Source organism: Clostridium sp., from assembly GCF_036569345.1.
Lineage (GTDB): Bacteria > Bacillota > Clostridia > Clostridiales > Clostridiaceae > Clostridium_AD.
Genome location: NZ_DATCQT010000086.1, coordinates 1 through 5,434, shown reverse-complemented (window position 1 = coordinate 5,434; position 5,434 = coordinate 1). Strand labels below are relative to the sequence as shown.

The 5,434-nt window shown below is 34.9% G+C and carries 7 protein-coding genes and 1 pseudogene; all 8 read left to right on the top strand.

Going from position 1 to position 5,434, the window contains the following annotated elements; translation table 11 throughout:
• Nucleotides 1–344 (top strand): hypothetical protein (locus VIM70_RS08535; RefSeq protein ID WP_331945327.1); only part of this gene is annotated, 344 nt, incomplete at its 5' end.
• Between the two features lie 508 nt (nucleotides 345–852).
• The gene (locus VIM70_RS08530; protein WP_331945326.1) at nucleotides 853–1,191 is read left to right on the top strand and encodes a hypothetical protein; all 339 of its coding nucleotides are present in this window, start codon (nucleotides 853–855) and stop codon (nucleotides 1,189–1,191) included.
• A gap of 256 nt (nucleotides 1,192–1,447) precedes the next feature.
• The gene (locus VIM70_RS08525; protein ID WP_331945325.1) at nucleotides 1,448–2,251 is read left to right on the top strand and encodes a lipid II flippase Amj family protein; all 804 of its coding nucleotides are present in this window, start codon (nucleotides 1,448–1,450) and stop codon (nucleotides 2,249–2,251) included.
• A gap of 181 nt (nucleotides 2,252–2,432) precedes the next feature.
• On the top strand, nucleotides 2,433–2,939 hold the full coding sequence (locus tag VIM70_RS08520) for a hypothetical protein (protein ID WP_331945324.1): 507 nt from the start codon (nucleotides 2,433–2,435) through the stop codon (nucleotides 2,937–2,939).
• 87 nt (nucleotides 2,940–3,026) lie between these two features.
• Nucleotides 3,027–3,500, top strand: coding sequence for a hypothetical protein (locus VIM70_RS08515; RefSeq protein ID WP_331945323.1), 474 nt, complete (start codon nucleotides 3,027–3,029; stop codon nucleotides 3,498–3,500).
• Nucleotides 3,466–3,960, top strand: coding sequence for a hypothetical protein (locus VIM70_RS08510; RefSeq protein WP_331945322.1), 495 nt, complete (start codon nucleotides 3,466–3,468; stop codon nucleotides 3,958–3,960). Before VIM70_RS08515 ends, VIM70_RS08510 begins: the two co-directional genes overlap by 35 nt.
• A 610-nt stretch (nucleotides 3,961–4,570) precedes the next feature.
• Nucleotides 4,571–4,780 (top strand): hypothetical protein, encoded by a 210-nt coding sequence (locus VIM70_RS08505; protein WP_331945321.1) that lies wholly within the window; start codon nucleotides 4,571–4,573, stop codon nucleotides 4,778–4,780.
• Between the two features lie 402 nt (nucleotides 4,781–5,182).
• Nucleotides 5,183–5,434 (top strand): annotated as a pseudogene (locus tag VIM70_RS08500) (VOC family protein); the annotation flags it as partial.

The window sequence follows — 5,434 nt, the reverse complement described above, 5'->3', positions numbered from 1 at the left end:
GCATCTTGAATATCTGCGGTGTTGGATTGTTTTGCTACATAAAAGGTTGGAATAGTTTAATGGCTTTGGGTAACGGACTAACGTTATTGAGCTTTATATATATTGCAATTGGAGCAGCTGCATTCACAGGTAGTTACGGCGTTCGTTCTGATGGACGGATAAATTATGCAAGGTCTGCTGGTGCCGCTAACCTAGCTGAGAGAACTAAACAGGATATGGCATCCACACTAGAAAGTTACCGATTTCTTTTACTAATTTGGGCAGTAGGATTTCTTAGCCTCACGGTAGCTTGGTTTATCCCAACATTCAATTTTGCAAAAGATCTAACGACTTTCCTACAGTAGGTCTGTTATAGAACGTCTCAAAAAGGCAAATAAATCTCGGGTTGAAGGCGTTTCTTGGCTCGCCTTATTCTTAATTCTTATAAAGCGTAGGATATCCTGAAAGGCTCAGCTACCCGTTATCCATAAGCCAGGGAATTTAGAAAATGAAATCATTTATTAAGGAGTGGAATAGATGTATGGCAATGATAGATTTATAGCTAAATGGGAACCTATCCATGAAAAAACTGTAGCAAAATATGTGACACGATACACATTAATTTATTTTTTAATCACGGCCTTAATAACCATCATTTTTTTATGGATATACCCCAGTATAAGTATTAATAACCGTAATCGATCGCTTAGTGAAGATAACATAATTTTAGTTATTTCCCTTTTCACAATGACATTTTTAATTTCTACGGTGATGAGATTAATTAGTTGGCTTAGTGGAGAAAAAAGATACAGAAAGATTATCGATAAGGATTAACGTAACCTAATACTAGGATGATTTTAGGGGGAGAAAAATATGAATGATGGACAAGATAACCTTTCTCATATAAAGCTTTTCGGTATTGACATTTCTGAAGAAGGAAAACTGGCAACGACAGAATATGAACAACAAGTTCGGAGGTTAATTAGGTCCATCAAACCCATAGAAGTCGAGGTGGAAGATGAAATAAGTTCTGATGGAAATAAAATTGTTATGTACTTATTAGATGGTAATAGAACTGAATTTACTAGTGTCGGACAAAGCCAGGTTCAAATCGCTCAAATAATAAATAATGTATCCCATAAACTAATTGTTGAACAACCAGAATTGAGGGCTCTGTTGGACAACATTTCCATATCTCACAACACATTATAATCGGGCTCTAACTTGTCATGCTCATACTACAACTACGCATTCTTCTTAGTAAGCTTACGTGACTCAGAGTCTCTTAATTATTTTCATTAATGGGTTGAGTACTTGTATTGCCGATGATATTTAGGAAATTTGTTGAGACTCTAGACGAGAGTAAGTCACCGCAAATCCCTTAACCGTATTCAAAAAGCAACGCTTTCATGCAAGGATTGTTGTGGAATGGCTTTGTAGCCATTTTGTGATAGATGGGGGAGAGTAAATGTCTACACAAGTAATAATCGTTTTAATTCTTACAGTTATCATTTCAATCATTTCGACTCTAGCTTATTCGGTAAGAATTGTTGGAGTCAGAACAGGAAGAATAGCCGTGTCTTTTGCAGTATTTAATATTTTTGCTTTAATCTCAAGAACTGCAAACAGTATCCAAGCGCCATTACTGGCTAAAACAATTGAAAGTACAATAAAAACAGGAAACCCTCAAAGCTTATTGTACATATTCAGATGGATATTATTCTCAACAACAATAGCAACAATTATTGGCGCAGCATTAATGCCAACATTTATAAAAGTTTTTCGAAAAGGTGTAGAATCATTTAGTATTAGTCGCTCTATACCTAGATTACTATTACATGGATTCTCAAGATCAGGAATAGAGCAGTTTAAAAGTAGCGTTACAAAACCGAAAAAAGAAAATTTGGCACAACTAAAAAATTTAAATATGATGCCTAAAAAAATTATTTTACTTAATTGCATAGCTTTTGCAATATTAACGGTTGGTGTTTTGGCATCGCTGTATGCAGGATGTTTAAATCCAGATTATAGAACCACATGTAGTACTTTAGCAGCTGTGATAACGGGGCTGTCAACAATACTTATGGTTATATTCATAGACCCATTTATATCAATGCTTACAGATGATGTAATAAATGGGAAATGTACTGAATTGCAGTTTGATAGATGTATTATTTTTATTGTTGGAGGATTAATAGTAGGCACGATTTTAGCGCAGTTTTTATTAGTTCCAGCAGCTGAAGTAATATCTTTTATTGCTAAATCAATTTAAAGTATGCGCGACAGAACAGGGGATTAACAAAACATCGGGGGTAATATTTTAGGTAGCAACGTCGCCGATCTCAGAACGTTCTCGAATCGCTGAGATAAAAGTTTTGGCTTGGGAGGAATAAGTGATGAAAAGAGTTAGTCAAATTACGGTGGTTGTAATTGCGGTTCTTATTCTTGGGGGGATGCTTATATACCTATTACCAACCAAGGCAACCGGGAAAACGATCGAACAAGCAATTGAGAAATCTGGTAGACAGGTAGAAAAGATAATACACGAAGAAAAGGTTAAGGGCGGAGAAGCAGTTTTCTTTAAGAAAAGTATTAATGGAGGAAAGGATTACACAATGGCCGCAGGATATATAAAAAAAACTCTTTGGGGATGGGAGTGGGTAATAGGAGGGGAGGGTTCACATGCAGGACTAGGGCAACCAATAACGGCTCAATATTTTCCCTCTACTCAAAACACACCTTTTCCGTTAGCTTTTGGGAATGTTTCCGATCCACAAATTGTTCGGGTTAGTGTACAGACTGAAAAGCGAACGACAGATAAAGAAACGAGTATCGTTGAAAATGGGACGACTAGAATATGGTATACGTTTCTTAATCCTTCAGATGGTCCTCTAACAAAGGTCATTAGCCAGTCCCAGAGTGGCCAAATCTTAGCTTCCAAAGATATTAGTTTACGATAACGTAGCCGAAAGCCCCTGACTTCAGTCTTTGAGCACATTCACAGGATTATACGCTACATCGATTATTCATCCGTGAGGGAGAACGAAATGAAAAAGAAATCATTTATAGCTATCGTATCGGTATTGGTGGTTATCCTCGGACTCATAATGGTTAAAACTCTACACCCAACTCCCATCTGGGAGATAAATGCTAAACAGTTTAATAGTTCTTTTAGTTCAGTAAGTGTCAACGCAACCATCGATTTATCGGAGTTTACTACATTTGAATGGGATACTCTATACAGTTTTGCACCATATACTCCAGAGGAGAACATATATCAGCTTGTAGGTTACCAATGGGAAAAAATTAATTCAACAGTTAGCGAAGGAATGAACCAGATCGTTTTTCTCAAGGAAGGTAAAGTAGTATGTTATATAGACGGATATCCTGACAAGTATAAAGTATTATTCGAATTTGGTCAGTACACTGGTAATCACTTTAAACTAACTTCTTCTGATAAATTGATTTTTCACACGATGGTTGCGGATGGCGGAATCAGAAAGTTTGACTACGTCAAATGAGCATTATATTGATATCGCAGAGTGGGTTTTTCAAGGGCGAAATGCAAATGTTCTCTTTGAAACAGCCTTTGACCCTCGAACGCGAAATGGGAGGAGAATTTTAATGGAGAGCTGGATGATACTTAATATAGCTAATTTTGTTTCCTTAGCAATCGCACTATTCATCTGTATAAGTGTAATTGTATTCGTACAATACAATAAGAAAAAAAGTAAAATATTACTTCTGCCTTTAATAAATTTTTGTTTAGCATCGTTAATACAAATTAATTTTATAATTGGTTACGGACGGCCATACCATTCTGGAGAAGCACTTTCAAAAATTTTTAGATTATATTTCATAAATGATTCAGTAATGGTTTTTGGTTATATATATATTCCCTCCATTGTGATTGGTACAATAATTCCATTATTAGTAATCGTAATTTCTGCTTTGAGACAAAGGAAAACAATTAAGGGCTAAAGCCTTAAAACTTATACGTCGCAGTATTCGTATTAAGCGTAGGATATCCTGTATTAATTTCCAACTTCTAATGATCCATATGACGTATATATAGGATGTGAAGAAACGTGAGGGAGATTATGTCTGAGTATTTAGATATCACAATTGTATTTATTACATGTGCCTACTTTATCATTCAACAAACATGCTTGTTTAATAAAGGCAAATATAACCCATATATATTCGGAAGCGGAAATAGAGATATCAAGCAAATAATTTTAGACATTGTATGGATTATAGTTCTTAACTTGAGTCTACGGCATATTACTAACCCGCTAATTGTTCAATTATTTTTGATAATGTTATCTCTTTGTGTAAATATATTGAATTATTTATCTTATGTTAAAATTAAAGACCACAAAATAATATATCGGACTATCATATTTGATATAATTATTATCATTCTTTTAATATTGATGTCCAGAATTCCAAACAAAGGTTAATGGGTAGTAAAAGTCTACTGCGTATTCTTCATATTAAGCGTCGTACTGGTAGATTATAGCATTAGGAGATCTATTTATAGAACATTCAGGACACCTTGCTAAATATGGATTTTGGTTGGAAGGAGTCTATGATATTGGATTGGTTTATGTTCAATATATGGCTTTTTATGTTTATAGCAGGAATAACTTTGTTAATTTTATCCGGCAACAAGAGATATATTCTTTGGGTAAAAGGAAGGACTGGTATTTCTGATGAGAAAGTAAGGACTATGGAGAAAAGCGGAGCTATTTTCCTTATTGTTTATGCAATTATAAAATTATTACAAATCTTTTTATAATCAAAACCATTACAGAGGGTGGAGGCTAAATTGAACAAAATACCAAGGAATAGAATAATCGGTGCGGGGTGTGTGGGTTTGAGTGGGTTTGGTCCATTAGGGGGTACTGTTTTTAAAAACTCATTGCCTTATTCGGGGATTATTGGATGGTCGTTGGGTATCATTTTAATTTTTTGTGCGATGTACTTTTTTGGCAAACATACAACCAATTAGAATCTAAGCAAGCGTTACCCACACCCCAATATATTAAGCCCTATCTGACGAGAAATCTAAAGATAGTGCGACCAAACCAGGTATACAGAACCCCATAGGCGAAACACAAATTCGAAAAAAGGGACTATATCCCATTAAAGTGGTCCAACTTCAACAAAAGATGGTTTGCAACATCGGAGGAAGAGTTACATGCTTAAATTTAATGCGTTAATTCCAGAGCTAAGTGTCTCTGATATTAAAAAAAGTCTAGATTTCTACTTGAATATCCTTTTGTTTAAGCTAGAATACCAACGAAAAAAAGACAAGTTTGCTTTTCTATCATTAAAAGAATCTCAAATCATGATAGAGGAGATAAATGGACATTGGGAGACAGCAGATTTAATATTTCCTTATGGTAGAGGGATTAATTTACAAATAGCAACAAACAACATCGATGAATTG